This is a genomic window from Bremerella sp. JC817 (assembly GCF_040718835.1).
Classification (GTDB): Bacteria; Planctomycetota; Planctomycetia; order Pirellulales; family Pirellulaceae; genus Bremerella.
In genome coordinates this window covers 1-420 of sequence record NZ_JBFEFG010000109.1, presented here as the reverse complement: position 1 = coordinate 420, position 420 = coordinate 1, and the positions used below count along the sequence as shown (strand labels likewise).

Annotated in this window: 1 protein-coding gene; it reads left to right on the top strand. The window is 53.8% G+C overall.

The genetic code is table 11. The features are described 5' to 3' along the window. Positions 1-27 precede the first annotated feature (27 nt). Positions 28-360, top strand: a complete 333-nt coding sequence (locus tag AB1L30_RS00500; RefSeq protein WP_367011394.1) for a hypothetical protein — start codon at positions 28-30, stop codon at positions 358-360. Positions 361-420 lie beyond the last annotated feature (60 nt).

Below are 420 nucleotides of genomic sequence, written 5' to 3'. Positions count from 1 at the left end.
GCTAAATCTCCTGGTAAAGAAGGAGCAATGAAGTGGACCCCAATTTTCGGACCACGGGTTAAGGTGGATTTCTTTGGCTCGTGGATGAGGGTATCGTGGCACAAACAGATAGCCGCCGCGAAACTTCTGTCGCAGTTCCTGCCAACAGGCGACCACCAAATCTTCGAGAATCCCAAGCATCCGTACACTAAGGGTCTGCTCGCTTGTCGACCACGCCTCGACACGAAGTTCCGTCGCCTGCCGAGGATCAGCACGAAGTGCAAGGACGCGGCCGGCCGGTGTATGCCAAGCAGTTGCCATCTGAAACCTCCTGATGACGCCACGATACCCTCATCCACGAGCCAAAGAAATCCACCTTAACCCGTGGTCCGAAAATTGGGGTCCACTTCATTGCTCCTTCTTTACCAGGAGATTTACTAC

Bases quoted from the DNA above. Each gene is read 5' to 3' on its own strand.
- AB1L30_RS00500 (WP_367011394.1), top strand. From the start codon at position 28: ATGAAGTGGACCCCAATTTTCGGACCACGGGTTAAGGTGGATTTCTTT.